We start from the raw sequence: 14,132 nt of genomic DNA on the forward strand, positions 1-14,132 counted from the left end.
GAACGGATTATGATTTTGATTCGCGCAGGACGGGTCCTGGGACCCGCAGAAGGGCTGGATATAAAGGCGGATGTGGTTTTGGACGGTGACAGGATTGCCGGGATATTTCCGGCGGACCAGGGCGGAGCAGAGGGAGCGCCCGGCTTTAGCCCGCGGGAGAGGACGTATGAGCAGATAATCGAGGCAGAGGGACTGGTGGCAGCGCCGGGACTGGTGGATGTCCATGTGCATTTTCGCGATCCGGGCCCCACGTACAAGGAGGACATCCATACAGGGGCAAGGGCTGCTGCAAAGGGCGGTTTCACCACGGTTGTGTGTATGGCCAACACCAATCCCATTGTGGATAACGAGGAAACCCTGCGCTATGTGCTGGAAGAGGGAAAAAAGACAGGCATCCATGTGTTAAGCTGCGCCGCTGTGTCAAAGGGATTCGCAGGCAGGGAGCTGACCGACATGGAGGGACTTCTGACGGCCGGGGCAGCGGGATTTACGGATGACGGAATCCCCCTGATGGAGGGGACGTTTGTCAGGGCGGCCATGGAGGAAGCGGCCAGATTGGATACGGTTCTCAGCTTCCATGAGGAAGATAAGCATTTTATCAGGGAAAATGGAATTAACCACGGCAGGATTTCGGATGAACTGGGAATCTACGGCTCTCCGGCCCTGGCAGAGGATTCCCTGGTGGCCAGGGACTGCATGATAGCCCTGGATACAGGGGCAACCGTGGACATCCAGCATATCAGCTCAGGGCATTCCGTGGAGATGGTGCGCCTGGCCAAGAAGCTGGGGGCAAAGGTATGGGCCGAGGTGACGCCCCACCATTTTACCCTGACAGAGGAAGCCGTGTTAAAGCACGGAACCCTGGCTAAGATGAACCCGCCGTTAAGGACAGAGACAGACAGGCAGATGCTGATTGAGGGACTTAAGGATGGAACCATTGACATGATTGCCACGGACCATGCGCCCCACAGCAGGGAGGAAAAGGAGCGGCCCCTGACCCAGGCGCCCAGCGGCATACTGGGACTGGAGACTGCCCTGGCCCTGGGAATCACCAATTTGGTGAAGGCAGGCCATCTCACGCTAATGGAGCTCATGGAAAAGATGAGCCTTAATCCGGCCAGACTGTATAAGCTGGACTGCGGGCGCATGGAAGCAGGAGCGCCGGCGGATTTGGTGCTTTTTGATGCGGACAGGCAGTGGACGGTGGAAGGGTTTGAATCCAAGTCAGCCAACAGCCCCTTCCTGGGCGAGACATTGACGGGCAAGGTAATGTATACGGTTTGCAAAGGAAGGGTGGTTTATGGAGAACGGTAAACGGAAGTTTGATGTGATTCTTCTGGATGTGGACGGTTTCGCTTTTGGATTTTGGCATGTCTGAGAGGCAGGGCATGAAGGTGGTCCTTGAACAGTATGGATTTGAGCCCACAGAGGAACGTCTTTTGCTGTACCATGAAATCAATGAGGGATTCTGGTCCGCCTTTGAGCGGGGGGAAGTGACCAAGGATGATTTGGTGTGGCAGAGGTTTGAGGCGTTTTTTGGCCGTCTACGGGACATCGTCCACCCAGTACAAGCGGCTGGCTGCTTCCGGCCTGGACGGCTTCATTAAGGAGCTTATGAATTTTTTGTAGGCTCCTGTTTTGCCCTGATTTTTGGGGAGGGGGACAGTGCCGCGGATCTTTGTCGGTTTTTCCATATAAAATGTCCTTTACACAGACGCTTTAGTGTGCTAATATGATAGCGTGTCAAAAGAGCATAAGGAGCCGCTGGACCCGAAACAGCGGAAAAAGAGGAGGACGTATATAATGAAAAAAAGACTTTTTAGCCTGGCCCTTGCATCTGTGATGGCATTATCCCTGGCAGGATGCGGCGGTTCACAGAAAGCAGCCACAGCGGCAGAGACAAAGGCAGAAACCGCGCAGACAGCAGCAGACACCTCTGCCAAGGCTGAGGATGCAGCCACGGAGGCGGACACAAAGGCAGAGGCCGCTGCAGGAAGCGCAGGAGGAACATTGATAGTAGGATTTGACCAGGATTTCCCGCCTATGGGATTCATGGGAGACGACGGTGAATATACAGGATTTGACCTGGAGCTGGCCCAGGAGGTGGCAAAGCGTCTGGGACTGGAGTACAAGGCACAGCCCATTGCATGGGATTCCAAGGACATGGAGCTGGAGGCAGGCAACATTGACTGTATCTGGAACGGATTTACCATGACAGGGCGTGAGGACGACTATACATGGACAGAGCCGTACATGGCCAACACCCAGGTATTTGTTGTGGCTAAGGATTCCGGTATAGCCAGCCAGGCGGACCTGGCAGGCAAGATTGTAGAGTGCCAGGTGGATTCTTCCGCAGAGGCAGCGTTAAAGGAAGTCCCCGACCTGACAGCTACCTTCAAGCAGCTGCTTACCACGGCTGATTATAACTCAGCTTTCATGGATTTGGAGCAGGGCGCGGTGGACGCCATAGCCATGGACGTAATCGTGGCCGGATATCAGATTCAGCAGAGAAACGCAGACTTCGTTATCCTGGAGGACAGCCTGTCCGCAGAGGAGTACGGAGTTGGATTCAAGAAGGGCAACACGGAGCTTCGTGACAAGGTACAGGCTACCCTGGAAGAGATGGCTGCGGACGGCACACTTAAGTCCATATCTGAGAAATGGTTTGGCGAGGACGTAACTACGATTGGTAAGTAATAAAGGCCGCTGTCTGGACCTGCTGTCCTGCCGGATAATCCGGCGGCAGCTTGTTCCACAGCGGCTTTATACGGCATAAATATTAAAGGCAGGTACGAAGTTATGGGTAAAATGACAATTGAACAGATGATGATTCAGTTGGCAGGAGGTATGGGAACCAGTATCCAGATATTCCTGGTGACACTTATATTTTCCCTTCCACTGGGCCTTTTGGTGGCCTTTGGGCGCATGTCCAAAAACCGGCTGCTTCAGGCCATTGTCAAGGTATACATATCCATAATGAGAGGTACGCCCCTGATGCTGCAGCTCATGGTGGTGTATTTCGGACCCTATTATCTGTTCCGCATCAAGGTGGGCAGCGGCTACCGGCTGTGGGCCACCTTCATTGGATTTGTAATCAACTATGCTGCCTATTTTGCTGAAATCTACAGAAGCGGCATCCAGTCCATGCCTGTGGGCCAGTACGAGGCGGCTCAGATTCTGGGCTACAGCCGGTTCCAGACCTTTTTCAAAATCATACTGCCCCAGGTCATCAAACGGATTCTTCCGTCTGTGACCAACGAGGTCATCACCCTGGTCAAGGACACCTCCCTGGCCTTTACTCTCAGCGTGGCGGAGATGTTCTCCATAGCCAAAGCCCTGGCAGCGTCCCAGACCAACATGATTCCCTTTGTGGCCGCCGGTCTGTTCTACTATATTTTCAACCTGGTAGTGGCAGTTGGAATGGAGTGGGTTGAGAAAAAAATGGATTATTACCGTTAGGAACAGGAGGATTGTGGATTATGAAGCTGCTGGAATTAAATCATGTGGAAAAGTCATTTGACGGCCTGAGCGTCATAAAGGATATATCCCTCAGTGTGGAGGAGGGGGAAATCGTGTCTGTCATCGGTCCTTCCGGTTCGGGAAAATCCACCCTGCTGCGGTGCGCTACCATGCTGGAGACCATGGACAGCGGGGAAGTGATATACCTGGGAAAGCGGGCGGCCTGGACAGAGGACGGAAAGGCCGTGTACGCGTCAAAGAAGGATTTAAAGGAAATTCAGAGCCAGTATGGACTGGTATTCCAGAATTTCAACCTGTTCCCCCACTACTCTGTCATGAAGAACATCACGGATGCTCCCATCCATGTGCAGAAAAGGGATAAGGCGCAGGTATATGAGGAAGCCAGGGCACTGCTTAGGAAGATGGGTCTGGAGGATAAGGAAAATGCGTTTCCATGCCAGCTGTCCGGCGGCCAGTGCCAGCGAGTGGCCATTGCCAGGGCATTGGCGCTGAATCCCAAGATACTGTTTTTTGACGAACCCACCTCGGCCCTGGACCCGGAGCTGACCGGGGAGGTTCTTAAGGTGATTAAGTCCCTGGCAGACCTTGACATCGCCATGGTCATAGTCACCCATGAGATGGCCTTTGCAAGGGATATATCGGACCGCGTGGTATTCATGGCGGGCGGCGTTATTGTGGAGGAGGGGACGCCGGAGCAGGTGTTTGCTTCGGATAATGAGAGGACCCAGAGCTTTTTGGGGCGGTATGGGGCTTTGCTGGATTAATTTTAAACAATATGATATTCACAGACAGATACTATAAGAGGCATCTATGTAGCTTTTTGGTTTAGCTGCACTATCTGACGATAGAGAAAGAATAAGGCGTATGGAGCTATCCATATCCCATAACCTTTCGATAGCGTTCAAATAGTGCGGTTTTTTTTGTGGTAAACTTCTAAAACCATCATAGAAGTGCCACACTCCGGGCATCTGAGCGGATCATTGGACAAATTTAAGGCGCACTTTCAGTTGGATAATATGCATATATAAATATTGAAAATATAGTAAAAAATATGCAATAGTTCAGAATAACAAAAGAAATGTAAGAATAACAAATGGAAAAATGCACAGTAAAATCATATAATACGACTATCGGAGGTAAAAACTCCCAATGAATACGTGAACTGAAAATATGATATAAAAGGAGAGGTGTATTATGAAGAAACGGTTTTTAGCAGCTTCACTGGCAACAATGATGATTTTAAGCCTGGCAGCTTGCGGCGGCGAAAAGGCGGCCGATATCACGGCAGCTCCTGCAGCCACAGAGGCGCCGGCTGATACCAAGGCTGAGGACAAGGCAGAGGAGACCAAGGCAGAGGCTAAAGCCGCAGGCGAGAAGGCTCCTGAGGATTATAAGGGAACCGTAGTGGTATATTCGCCCCATGACGCAGATCCTCTGAATGCAGGCGTTAACCTGTTCATGGAGAAATATCCCAATGTTAAGGTTGAGGTAGTGGCGGCAGGTACCGGCGAGCTGTGCAACCGTATTGCTGCCGAGACAGCCAATCCCATCGCGGATGTACTGTGGGGCGGAGGCGCTGACTCCCTGGCAGCTTTCAAGGAATATTTTGAGCCCTATGTATGCGCTAACGACGAATTCATAGGCGCTGCTTACAAGGACCCGGACGGACTGTGGATTGGCGAGAGTCCGCTGCCAATGGTTATCTTCTATAACAAGGACCTGATTGAGAAGGACGGCCTGACCATTCCTGAGACATGGGAAGACCTGACAAAGCCTGAGTGGAAGGGCAAGATTGCGTACTGTCTGCCATCCAAATCAGGTTCCGCTTATACACAGTTATGTACCATGATTCTGGGCCATGGCGGCAAGGAAGACGGATGGGATTTCATCAAGAAATTATATGATAACCTGGACGGAAAGATTGTTGACTCTTCAGGCAAGTGCCATAAGATGGTGGCTGACGGAGAGTTCTATGTAGGACTGACCCTGGAGAAGGCTGCTGTGCAGTACAAGGATGACCCGTCTGTAGGATTTGCATATCCTAAGGATGGAACCAGCGCTGTACCGGATGGCGTGGCCCTGGTTAAGGGATGCCCCAATGAGGAGAACGCTAAGCTGTTTATTGATTTCGTTACATCCAAAGAGTGCCAGACAGAGCAGAGTGGAAATTGGGGACGCCGTCCTGTAAGAAGCGACATGGAAGTTGGGGAAGGCATGGCTAAACTGGAAGATATTCCGCTGGTTGACTATGATTTTGACTGGGCAGCCAATGAGAAGGAAGTCATCATTGAGCGCTTCAATGACATCATGGTAGATTAAAACTGTGGGAGTATTGCGTATATATAAGCAGTAGAGATATAGAATCAGAGTAACACGGTGAAAAGGCTGTCCGGACCCGGAAGGGCGGGACAGTCTTTCACGTAAAGGGTATAATTGTATCGGGATTGGAAGATGGGCCGGGAGACAGGCAGCGTCAGCATATAAGGAGGAAACTGGTATGAGCCATGATGTTATCATAAAGGACGCCGTTAAGAGGTACGGTGATTTTACAGCGTTAAAGGGAGTGAATCTGGAGATAAAACAGGGCGAATTTTTTACACTGTTAGGGCCCTCCGGATGCGGCAAGACCACGTTGCTTAGAATGATAGCGGGTTTTAACAGCGTGGATGGCGGAGAGATCTGCTTCGACGACAAGGTTATCAATAACCTGGAGGCCCACAAAAGGGATATCGGCATGGTGTTTCAGAACTATGCCATTTTCCCCCATCTGACCGTGGCAGAAAATGTGGCCTATGGCTTAAAGGCAAAGAAATATCCCAAAGACCAGATTCCCGGCAAGGTGGAGGAGGCCCTTGACCTGGTTCAGATTAAGAATCTGAAAGACAGAAGGCCCAACGAGCTGTCAGGCGGGCAGCAGCAGAGGGTGGCCCTGGCAAGGGCATTTGTCATAGAGCCTGGCGTGCTGCTGATGGATGAACCGCTGTCCAATCTGGATGCAAAGCTCAGGGTGCAGATGAGGACGGTGATCAAAAAGCTGCAGCGCCGGCTGGGAATCACCACCATCTACGTGACCCATGACCAGGAGGAGGCACTGGCCATCTCTGACCGTATAGCGGTCATCAAAGAGGGCGAGGTGATGCAGGTGGGCTCCCCGGAGAGTATATACAAAAAACCACAGAATACATTTGTGGCAGGATTCATAGGGGTCTCCAATTTCGTGGAATGTGATGTGAACGGTGAAAATCCGGCAGCAGCAGTTCTTGACATTAAGGGCGAATGCACGATTACATGCAGTCTGAATGCTCCCTTTAAGGGAAAGGGAATCATTTCAGCCAGGCCGGAGCAGCTGTTCTTTGACGAAAAGGAAGGTCTGCCGGGAAAAATCGTGATCTCCACCTTCCTGGGAGATTTCATTGAATATGAGATTGGATTGGATAACGGACAGACCGTACAGCTCAACGAGTACACGAAGGATGTCCGGGAGCTGCGCCCGGACGGACAGCGGGTCAAGGTCAACTTCGATATCAACGCGGTAGGAGTTTACGACGCCCGGACCCAGGAGGTGATTTCATGGTAAAGTCGCAAAAAAAGCTGGACTTTTGGTTCTGGGTCAAGGTACTGGTAGTGGGATTTATGCTGATTTTCCTGTTTTACCCGTTCTGTACCCTGATAACACGAAGCTTCTTTTCAAAAAACGCAGCCGGTTTTACCCTGGAGAACTATGTCCGGTTCTTTACAAAAAAATACTATTACAATGCCCTTGGGCGAAGCCTGTTCGTGTCCGTAGTCACTACCCTCACAACCTTGGTGGTGGGTGTGCCCATCGCCTATGTCATGTCCAGATATAATGTGGTGGGAAAAAGGTTCATCCACATTTTCATCATCATGAGCCTTATGAGCCCGCCGTTTATCGGGGCTTACAGCTGGATTACACTGTTTGGACGCTCCGGTTTTATCACCAGCCTGTTTGCAGATATCGGCATCCATCTGCCCAGTATTTACGGCAAGATGGGTATTATCATCGTATTTACCTTTAAGCTGTTCCCCTATGTGTATCTGTACGCCTCAGGCGCCATGGGAAGCATTGATTCCAGCCTGGAGGAGGCCGCGGAGAATCTGGGAAGCAATAAGTTTCGCAGGCTGTGGACCATTACCCTGCCAGTGGTGCTTCCGTCCATCGCGGCAGGGGCCATCATGGTATTCATGACCAGTCTGGCTGATTTCGGAACACCCATGCTCATCGGCGAGGGCTACATGGTCCTTCCGGTTCTGGTATACAATGAATACATGAGTGAGATTGGCGGCAACGCCCACCTGGCCAGCGCATTGTCTGTTATCATCGTAATCTGTTCCGCCACGGTGCTGCTGGTGCAGAAGTATTATGTATCTAGAAAGAATTACGTCATGACAGCCATGCGTCCCCCCAAGGAAGAAGTGCTTCACGGATTCAAGCGTTTCCTGGTCACATTCCCTGTGATGATGGTTACCTTTGTGGGAATCCTGCCTCAGATTGTGGTGCTCATCACCAGCTTTATCAAATGTGATTTCACGGGCTTCCGGAAAGGGTTCAGCCTGGGCAGCTATATCACCATATTTAACCGCCTGTGGACCAACATCAGGAATACCTTTGTATTTTCCACTGTTGCCATTGTGTTCATCATAGCGCTGGGTATGCTGATTTCCTATATTGTGGTCCGCCAGAAGGGCGTGGCCGGGCAGCTGATGGACTTAATTATTATGTTCCCATTTGTCATTCCCGGAGCTGTTCTTGGTATCAGCTTAATCGTCGCATTCAATAAGCCTCCGGTGGTTCTTACAGGTACGGCCCTGATCATCATTATCGCCTTTGTGGTCAGAAAGTTACCCTATACGGTGCGGTCCGGAAGCGCCTTCCTGCAGCAGCTGGACCCAAGTGTGGAGGAGGCGTCCATCAGTCTGGGAGTGTCACCCATGAAGACCTTCGGCAAGGTGACCGCTAGGCTCATGGCGCCCGGTGTCCTGTCCGGAGCCATCCTCAGCTGGATTACCTGTATCAATGAGCTGTCATCCAGCGTTATGCTCTATGGCGGCAAGACAAGTACCATCTCCGTAGCTATCTATACTGAGGTGGTCCGCAACAGCTATGGCACGGCCGCTGCGCTGGCATCGATTCTGACTGTGAGCACGGTTGTCATGCTGCTGATATTCCTGAAGGTGAGCAAAGGAAAGGTGTCAATCGTGTAGTATGTGCAAAAGCCTGAAGCGTTTTGTGGAAACCTTCAGGCTTTTATGAGGAAAATGAGGAGAAAACATATGGTAAAGTTCGGGACAGGCGGCTGGAGAGCCATCATCGGGGAAGAATTTACAAAGGAGAACATACAGAAGCTGGCGCTGGCCATATGCCTTAAGATGAAGGCAGAGGGCGTGGAGAGCCAGGGCGTTGTCATGGGGTATGACAGGCGGTTCCTTTCAAAGGAGGCCATCATATGGGCCTGCGAAATATTTGGAAGCCAGGGAATCAGGGTGTGGTTCGTAAACCGCAGCTCGCCTACTCCCCTGGTAATGTTCTATGTGATGAAGCATGAGCTGAGCTACGGCATGATGGTGACAGCCAGCCATAATCCGGCCATCTATAACGGAATCAAGGTGTTTACATACGGGGGCCGGGATGCGGATGAGAAGCAGACAGCGGAGATTGAGTATTACCTGGAACAGGCAGAGGAACTCTATGCACCCAATGAGGAGGAAAACGGGCAGATGCCGCCGCCATCCTACATGGAGCTTGTAAAGCAGGGCATGGTCAGGGAAATCAATCCCATGAATGAGTATCTGGATAACATCATTTCCGTGATTAACATGGACGCCATCAAGGAACGTGATTTGCGCATTGCCATTGATCCCATGTACGGTGTGAGCCTGACTGCACTGAGCACCATCCTTTCCATTGCAAGGTGCACCATAGAAACCATTAATTCCAGGCACGACGCCCTGTTTGGAGGAAAGATGCCGGCGCCCACGGAGCGGACTCTGCGAAATCTCCAGAATTATGTGCTGGACCGGTATTGTGACATCGGCATTGCCACGGACGGGGATGCGGACAGGCTGGGGGTCATTGATGACCAGGGACATTATCTCCACGCAAACGACACACTGGTCATGCTCTATTACTATCTGCTGAAATACAAGGGGTGGCGGGGACCTGCTGTGCGCAACCTGGCAACCACCCATGTGCTGGACAAGGTGGCGGAGAGCTTTGGGCAGAAATGCTACGAGGCGCCGGTGGGATTCAAGCATATATCCGCAAAAATGCAGGAGACGGATGCCATTATAGGCGGCGAGTCCTCAGGCGGACTGACGGTAAAGGGCCATATACACGGAAAGGACGGCATCTATGCGGCGACCCTTCTGGTGGAGATGATAGCTGTCAGCGGTAAGAAGCTGTCGGAGATTGCGGCGGATATCATGAAGGAATATGGAGCCATACATGTGGCGGAGCGGGATTACAGGTTCACGCCTGAGGAAAAGGAACGAATCCATAACATCCTCATGGAGGAAAGAAAGCTGCCGGAAATGCCCTTTGAGACAGACCATGTTTCTTATATGGACGGATGCAAGGTATACTTTAAGAACGGCGGCTGGGTTATCGCCAGGTTCTCGGGTACGGAACCTTTGCTTCGCATATTCTGTGAGATGGAACATGAACCGGATACGGTCAGGATGTGCAATCTGTTTGAAGAATATCTGGGACTGTAGGAACCGGCCGGATAGACAGGAGATATGAAAATGGTAATAAAACTCCGGTTTCCTTTTACAAGCCCTTTTGTTCCTCTGTTTTCCCGGAGGCACTGAGGGTCTTTTTGTAATAGTTTGGAAAAGTAGGTATTTCTTTGGTATAATGTAGCAAATGGGACTGATTGGCATTGAGGCGCCAATGCTAAGGGGAGGAACAGACATGAAGATGAAAGAGACTGTCATGGGTATGAAGGCGGCTATGAGGGACACAAAAGCGGCTATGAGGGGCACAAAAGCGGCTGAGAGGGGTATAAAAGCCGCTGCCGCTGGCGCAGACAGGGCTGCCAGGGGAAAACGAAATCTGACATTCTGCATCCTGTGCCTTTTCTGCATGGCTGTTCTTTCCTCGTGCCAGTCAGGGCCGGAGACAGCCCCCATGCCTGCTGTGCCGGACCTGGTTCTCTATACGGCCCAGGAGGAAGAGATATATGAACCCATCATCAAGGAATTTGAGGAGCGCACCAACCTGATGGTGAAGGTGGAGCGGGGGTCCTCCGAGGAAATGACAGTCAGGCTGGAGGATGAGGAGGAAAGGCCGGATTGGGATGTGGTGTTCGGAGTGGGGATAGAGACACTGGAACAGTCTAAGGAACATTGGCAGGTATATAAAAGCCCGGAAGCGGCATTCATAACAGAGAGCTTCCAATCCGAGGATAACCGATGGACCAGCTTCTCCGCCCTGCCCATGGTTATCATGTACAATACAAATGTGGTGACCTACCGCGAACTGCCGGCGGGATGGAACAGCCTTTTGGAGCCCAGGTGGAAGGGAAGGATTGCCTTTGTGGACCCGCGCCGGTCTGATGTGTATTCGGCTGCCCTTGTGACGGCTGTCCATACTTGGGATAAAAAGGGGAATTACCTGGAACAGTTTATGGAGAATCTGGGATACGGCACCCTGAACAGCATGCAGGAGGTAAATGCCGGTATCCTGGACGGGAGGTATTCCCTTGGGGTCACCATGGAGGAGTCCGCTCAGGCGCTGCTGTCAGAGGGAGCCGACGTGGATTATATCTATCCCCAGGAGGGGACCACGGCCCTTCCGGACGGTACGGCCATTGTAAAGGGATGCGCGAATCCTGACGCTGCCAGGCAGTTTCTGGATTTTACGGTGAGCAGGGATACCCAGAGGATTCTGGTGTCGGATTTAAACCGCCGCTCCGTGAGAAGCGATGTGCCGCCTCTGCCGGGACTGTCGCCCATTGGCAGGCTGCCGCTGATTGAGATGGACCTGGAGGAGCTTTCCAGGGAAAAGAAGGACGTACTGGCCAGGTGGAACGGTATTCTGTCCCGGCGGGAAGGGAGGCCTGTGGAATGAAATGGTACCGGAGACTCTCTTTTAAGGCCAGGGTATTCCTGGGCTGCCTTCTGGTGGCTTTGGTGCCCCTTACATTTTCAAGTGTTGTGATGATGCGTCTGTTCACTGCCTCAATCAACCGCCAGATAACCGTGGACGGAAGCCAGCAGCTGGAAGAAGTCAGGGAACGGTTTACCCAGCTGTTAGAGAATTGCCGGAAAGCCTGTGAAACGTTGACAGAGGATGGATCTGCGGCCTGGGTCATGATTGACAATAAGACCATTGAGTTCCAGAAGGATTTGTATCTGTCCATGTACCAGGCGGTTCAGGAGATTTACAGCCATGCGCAGTTCAGCATTTATGATGCAGGCGGGAAACTGCGTTTTACCACGGATACAGGGCCTAAGAGCAGCCGTCTGCCTGTGAATTGGGGATTGCTTAACAAGGCGTCGGGGGAACAGGGAATTACCTATTACAGGACGGACCCTTATCTGCCGCCATCCGGCAGCGATGTTCTGATGCAGGGGGCATTTTCACTGGAGAGCACCCACGGGGCCAGGACCGGATATGTGGTACTGGACTTTACCAGGGAAAATTTTGACAACCTGCTGAACGGTTTTTATTCGTCCGGCGATACGCTGCTGGTACTGGATTCCCACCAGAAGCCCCTTTACTGTTCCAGACCGGAATACGGGGAACGTGAAATCAGTGATATTATCGGGCACACCATATCGGGCCAGGGCGGGACGGAGAAAAAGGGGGTATATACCAGATATCTGTGGACCAGGGAGCCTTCCCGGGGCTTTTACATCCTGCTGCGCTGTTCCGCTCCCATCAGCGCTCCGGCCGTGCGCACCATGGGGACGGTGAGCCTTGCGCTGTCCGGCCTGGGACTGGTGCTCTGCCTCATCATAGCAGGCGCGTTGTCCCGGAGCATCGGCCAGCCGGTGAGCCTGTTGGATAAGGCCATGGCAAAGGTAAAAAAAGGGGATTTGTCCATCCGCATCCATACCAACCGGCAGGATGAACTGGGCAGGCTGACAGAGAGCTTTAACCAGATGACCGGGGACCTGCAGAAGTACCTGGATGACACGGTGCAGAAGCAGAAGGATTTAAATAAGACCACTCTCAAGCTGTACCAGACACAGCTGAATCCACATTTCCTGTATAATACCCTGGATTCCATCAAGTGGAGCGCCAGAATCAACCAGGTGCCGGAGATTGCAGTGCTGGCGGAAAACCTGGCTGTCATCCTGAGAAAGAGCATATCCAGCCGGCCCTTTATCACCCTGAGGGAGGAGTTGGAGACCATTGAGAGCTATGTGGAGATACAGAAAATACGTTTTACAGGACGGTTCCTGTATGAGACAGAGATACCGGACCAGCTGGAGGACTGTATGGTGCCCAAGATGATTCTGCAGCCTCTGGTTGAGAACGCCATCATCCATGGGCTGGACGGATGCGGGCACGGCTACATCTGTATTTACGCGTTCCAGAAAGAGGGGATACTGAACATATCGGTGACAGACAACGGATGCGGCATGAGCCGGGAAATGGCGGACTGGATTAACAGCGACGCTCCGGCAAAGAGGGACGGCCATCTGGGATTATACAATGTTATCAACATATTGAAAATATATTATGGACAGGAGTACGGTATGAAGGCATCTGTCACGGAGGATGGGACCACCATCACCCTCAGGCTGCCGGTTCAGAAGGAGGTACCGGATGTATAAGGTCATTGTGGTGGAAGACGAGACAATGGTCAGGCGCGGGATTATCCTGACCATTGACTGGGCGGCCCTGGACTGTGTGATTGCAGGGGAGGCTGCCAACGGGGAAGAAGGGGCAGAGCTGGCGGTCCGCCTGTCCCCGGATATTATTGTGACGGATGTGAAGATGCCCAGAATGGACGGCGTGGAGATGATAACAAAACTGCGGGAACAGGGCTGCCGCGCCAAATTCATTATTTTGACGGCCTACAGCGACTTTAAATACGCCCAGAGCGCCCTGAGGCTGGGAGTCAGCGATTATCTCCTGAAGCCTTTGAGGGACGGCGATTTGGAACATGCGGTGGGGCACATCAGAGAGCAGATGGAAGAACGTCCGGCAAAGGAGGAGGAAACAGACGCAGCCCCGGTCCTGCGCTTTCATTCCGATAAAAAATCCAAGAACAAGTATGTGGAGGCAGCCACCCAGTATATCAGGGAACATTACCGGGAGGATATCACCATCAGTACCGTGGCCGCCTATCTGGAAATCAGCGAAGGATACTTAAGCCGGGTCTTTAAGAAGGAAACCGACTACACCTTTACCAACTATCTGGCCTATTACCGGATGCAGATGGCCATGAACCTGTTAAAGGACTGCAGGGTAAAGGTGTACGAGGTGGCGGACCAGGTGGGATATTCAGACACAGCGTATTTCAGCGCGCAGTTTAAAAAGATACTGGGGGTGTCGCCGTCGGAGTATCAGGACAGGTGCAGATAGCTGTAACAGTTCAGATAGGTTATAAATAGGGAAAACAGGGAAAAATGTAGTACTATACATTGAAAAATTCTTATGCTATACTTATTGAGGATGT

At 51.9% G+C, this 14,132-nt stretch carries 11 protein-coding genes and 2 pseudogenes; 12 read left to right on the forward strand and 1 reads right to left on the reverse strand.

All coding sequences use genetic code 11. The features are described 5' to 3' along the window. Nucleotides 1–9: 9 nt before the first annotated feature. The 5 genes and pseudogenes from G614_RS0111450 to G614_RS0111470 all read left to right on the forward strand — a co-directional run bounded on the left by G614_RS0111450 (nucleotide 10) and on the right by G614_RS0111470 (nucleotide 4,244). Nucleotides 10–1,314 carry a dihydroorotase gene (locus tag G614_RS0111450; RefSeq protein ID WP_027642050.1) on the forward strand — a complete coding sequence of 435 codons (1,305 nt, stop codon included), beginning with the start codon at nucleotides 10–12 and terminating at the stop codon, nucleotides 1,312–1,314. Beyond that, nucleotides 1,301–1,614 (forward strand): annotated as a pseudogene (locus G614_RS27325) (HAD family hydrolase); the annotation flags it as partial. The gene G614_RS0111450 and the pseudogene G614_RS27325, both read left to right, overlap by 14 nt. Nucleotides 1,615–1,803: 189 nt before the next feature. Continuing rightward, nucleotides 1,804–2,697, forward strand: coding sequence for an amino acid ABC transporter substrate-binding protein (locus G614_RS0111460; protein ID WP_027642051.1), 894 nt, complete (start codon nucleotides 1,804–1,806; stop codon nucleotides 2,695–2,697). A gap of 102 nt (nucleotides 2,698–2,799) precedes the next feature. Continuing rightward, nucleotides 2,800–3,459 carry an amino acid ABC transporter permease gene (locus G614_RS0111465; RefSeq protein WP_027642052.1) on the forward strand — a complete coding sequence of 220 codons (660 nt, stop codon included), beginning with the start codon at nucleotides 2,800–2,802 and terminating at the stop codon, nucleotides 3,457–3,459. A 20-nt stretch (nucleotides 3,460–3,479) separates the two neighbouring features. After that, a complete protein-coding gene (locus G614_RS0111470) occupies nucleotides 3,480–4,244 on the forward strand; it encodes an amino acid ABC transporter ATP-binding protein (protein ID WP_027642053.1) in 765 nt (254 codons plus the stop codon). A 106-nt stretch (nucleotides 4,245–4,350) separates the two neighbouring features. On the opposite strand, the pseudogene G614_RS35015 reads toward G614_RS0111470, so the two are convergent. Next, nucleotides 4,351–4,474: pseudogene (locus G614_RS35015) on the reverse strand (IS91 family transposase); the annotation flags it as partial. Between the two features lie 200 nt (nucleotides 4,475–4,674). Between G614_RS35015 and G614_RS0111475 the strand changes: the two are divergent. The 7 genes from G614_RS0111475 to G614_RS0111505 all read left to right on the forward strand — a co-directional run bounded on the left by G614_RS0111475 (nucleotide 4,675) and on the right by G614_RS0111505 (nucleotide 14,038). Then, the gene (locus G614_RS0111475; protein WP_027642054.1) at nucleotides 4,675–5,799 is read left to right on the forward strand and encodes an ABC transporter substrate-binding protein; all 1,125 of its coding nucleotides are present in this window, start codon (nucleotides 4,675–4,677) and stop codon (nucleotides 5,797–5,799) included. A gap of 178 nt (nucleotides 5,800–5,977) precedes the next feature. Next, nucleotides 5,978–7,057: an ABC transporter ATP-binding protein gene (locus G614_RS0111480; protein WP_027642055.1), complete on the forward strand. Its 1,080-nt coding sequence runs from the start codon at nucleotides 5,978–5,980 to the stop codon at nucleotides 7,055–7,057. After that, complete coding sequence (locus G614_RS0111485; protein ID WP_027642056.1) at nucleotides 7,051–8,703, forward strand: ABC transporter permease; 1,653 nt, start codon at nucleotides 7,051–7,053, stop codon at nucleotides 8,701–8,703. The genes G614_RS0111480 and G614_RS0111485 overlap by 7 nt, the downstream gene beginning before the upstream one ends. Nucleotides 8,704–8,772: 69 nt before the next feature. Continuing rightward, nucleotides 8,773–10,212 carry a phosphoglucomutase/phosphomannomutase family protein gene (locus G614_RS0111490; RefSeq protein WP_027642057.1) on the forward strand — a complete coding sequence of 480 codons (1,440 nt, stop codon included), beginning with the start codon at nucleotides 8,773–8,775 and terminating at the stop codon, nucleotides 10,210–10,212. A 205-nt stretch (nucleotides 10,213–10,417) separates the two neighbouring features. Beyond that, on the forward strand, nucleotides 10,418–11,569 hold the full coding sequence (locus G614_RS0111495; RefSeq protein ID WP_027642058.1) for an ABC transporter substrate-binding protein: 1,152 nt from the start codon (nucleotides 10,418–10,420) through the stop codon (nucleotides 11,567–11,569). Beyond that, nucleotides 11,566–13,284, forward strand: a complete 1,719-nt coding sequence (locus G614_RS0111500) for a cache domain-containing sensor histidine kinase (RefSeq protein ID WP_027642059.1) — start codon at nucleotides 11,566–11,568, stop codon at nucleotides 13,282–13,284. The genes G614_RS0111495 and G614_RS0111500 overlap by 4 nt, the downstream gene beginning before the upstream one ends. Next, nucleotides 13,277–14,038, forward strand: a complete 762-nt coding sequence (locus tag G614_RS0111505) for a response regulator transcription factor (RefSeq protein WP_027642060.1) — start codon at nucleotides 13,277–13,279, stop codon at nucleotides 14,036–14,038. The genes G614_RS0111500 and G614_RS0111505 overlap by 8 nt, the downstream gene beginning before the upstream one ends. The last annotated feature ends 94 nt before the right edge of the window (nucleotides 14,039–14,132 follow it).

Origin of the sequence: [Clostridium] clostridioforme AGR2157 (assembly GCF_000424325.1) — a bacterium.
Lineage (GTDB): Bacteria > Bacillota > Clostridia > Lachnospirales > Lachnospiraceae > Enterocloster > Enterocloster clostridioformis_A.